The 2,617-nt window shown below is 31.2% G+C and carries 3 protein-coding genes; all 3 read left to right on the forward strand.

The window, feature by feature from the left end:
* Window positions 1-231 (forward strand): glycosyltransferase (locus tag DIU01_RS01855; RefSeq protein ID WP_290831560.1); only part of this gene is annotated, 231 nt, incomplete at its 5' end.
* Window positions 228-1,772: a glycosyltransferase gene (locus tag DIU01_RS01860; RefSeq protein ID WP_290831561.1), complete on the forward strand. Its 1,545-nt coding sequence runs from the start codon at window positions 228-230 to the stop codon at window positions 1,770-1,772. The genes DIU01_RS01855 and DIU01_RS01860, both read left to right, overlap by 4 nt.
* Window positions 1,773-1,783: 11 nt before the next feature.
* The coding region (locus DIU01_RS01865; RefSeq protein ID WP_290831562.1) for a hypothetical protein at window positions 1,784-2,617 on the forward strand (834 nt) is incomplete at its 3' end.

Here is a 2,617-nt window from a genome sequence, read left to right on the forward strand (position 1 = left end):
GCATCAAATATTGGTTGGGCGAAGGAAGTGATTGATGACGGAACGAATGGCTTTTTAGTTCATCCTAAAAATCATAAAAAATTTGCGCAAAAAATAAGTACTTTGTTAAAAGATAATGAAATGCAAAGTAGTTTTGGTAAAGAGGCAAGAGTTAAAGTTATTTCAAAGTTTAGTATCGCAATTGTAGCGGAAAAGAGCGTAGCATTTTATAAAAATTATCTGCAAAAATGAGTTTAAATTTTAGAGAATATACAACTAATTCAAACGAAATTATTCTATATGTTGGAAATCCAAATTTAGAAAAATTAGAACTGCTTTCAACAGGTGCAGGTGACATTTGGCACAGTTCGTTTGAGCAAGGTTATAAGAATGCATTTCTTGATATCGTCTATCAAACGGTAGTTTTCTTCTGGTATGTAAATGATTTTGATAATCTAGATAAATGCATAAGTTGGCGATTAAATCCGAATCATTTTGCCATTAGAAAATCGGTTTGGGAAAAATTAGGTGGTTTTGATAAAGAATATGAAAACAAGCACCTTCAAGCCTTGGATTTCGCCTATAATGCCTTGAGGAATTGTGGTGCAATTCCGATGTATATCAAGGATTTGTATGTGGTAACTGAGAAAGAAAAAATAGAAATTTCTACAAAAGACAGGTACGTTTTTTATAGAAAAAATTTCAAATTAGACCATTCTATTTTCATGTTATACCGAAAAGGTTTCTGGAAATTATCCGAATGGAATGCATTATTCTATGCAAAGAAAAGGTTCAAACAACGTGGGGAATTACCTGTAATAGCACCAAGAAAACTAAAGGAAGTTGAAGGTAAACCAACAGTGAGTTACATTATTCCAACGATGATGCGCCAAGATTTCACTTTAACTTTATTAGAAGATTTAAAAAGTCAAACGTATCTTCCTACCCAAGTAATTGTTGTTGATGCCACGCCAGAAAACACAAGAGATGAAAGTTTGTACAACGCACAAAACTATCCATTTGAAGTGCAATTTCATTGGCAAACCACCAAAGGAAGTTGTCGCGCAAGAAACGAAGCTATCGATTTATGCACTGGTGATTATATTGTTTTTGGTGATGATGATATTAGAATTCAACCCAATTTTATAGAGAATCACATCCGATTATTGCAAACATACAATGCTGGAGCTTGCAATGGACTAGATATTAGAGCCGATAATCAACAACAAAATTTAAACGATTTAGAGCAGAAATTGATTGAATATCCATTTCAAAGATGGTTGGTGGGTTCAGCAGGTGGGTTTAGTAATGCCAATTCTTGCGTAAAGCGATCATTAGTAAATAAATTGGTCGGAAATGATATCAATTATGATGGTGGTTATGGTGAAGATAGTGATTTTGGAATATCATTAACCAAAATAGGAGTTACTGTTTTACACAATCCTTTTTCTGTAAACTTACATTTAAAACCACCAGTTGGAGGCTACCGTTTTTGGGGTACGCAAGCCAAAGTTATGGGCAAAAAACGAAAAGCACAACCATGGGAATTAGATACCCCAGTTAAACGAATTCGTCCAGTGCCAAGTCCAACAATTATGTATCAAATTCACAAGCAATTTACGCCTCAACAATTGGTAGAATACAAACACAAATATTTTGCATTGTATTTATTTAAAGGTAATAAATGGGAATTGCCTTTAAAATTATTTAAATTACCGTATCGATTATTGCAGTTTAAAAAATCGGTTTTTTATGCTAGAAAATTAATTCAATTAGGGAAAAGAACTAAGTAGTTAGTATTAAAATGACTAAAATATACATATATGGTCTGTGTGATGTGTACTATGATGCTTTTTATATAAAAGGATTGAAGGAGTTTTATAATGTAAATAATGTTTTTTTTAATTGTAAAAAGTTTCCTAAATTCAATCAAGGAACTTTTGCAGCCATTGTAGTTCAAGGTACCAAAGAATGTAAAATATGTATTGATTCTAGGGATCAAAGTGATTTATGGATTGACGCATTAAATTGGTGTGATGTATATGGGAAAGTGAATTACAATATAAACAGTTTGCCAGAAATTAATCAAGATAAAGTCTTGCCAATTGGTCCAAGTTTTGGTATAAAAATTTGGAGTTTCCCCAAGACATTATTTGTTGCAACAATTAATTATATTCGTTTTAAAAATCAAATTTTACGACGTAAATTATTTATTTCCAGTTATTTAGCGCAATCAAAAAGAGAAAGGTTAGAAAGTTATTTTGAAGAAGAAGTAAACAATAATGCAATTAAAAAATATGTTTTCTTTGCAAGTACACTTTGGAAAAATGAAAATCAAACCAATGCATTTAGAGCAAATTTTATAAAAGCTTGTATAAAAAATAGTCGAATTGAATTTGAAGGTGGTTTTGTTCCAAGATCTGATGGAAATAATTTAGATTTTGATGACATTATGACCAACTCTTTATATTCAATGTCAAGTTATTTGAAGCAAATTAAAAAATCTGATGTAGTATTTAATACGCCAGCTGTTTTAAATTGTCATGGATGGAAGCTCGGAGAATTTTTAGCATTAGGAAAAGTAATTTTGTCCACATCTTTCTATAATCAAATGCCAGTAAAATTAATGGATAAAGAA

Source organism: Flavobacterium sp. (assembly GCF_003525665.1).
Lineage (GTDB): Bacteria > Bacteroidota > Bacteroidia > Flavobacteriales > Flavobacteriaceae > Flavobacterium.

What these genes read in the sequence shown, in the direction of transcription:
- DIU01_RS01860 (WP_290831561.1), top strand. Translation starts at nt 228, where the DNA reads ATGAGTTTAAATTTTAGAGAATATACAACTAATTCAAACGAAATTATT.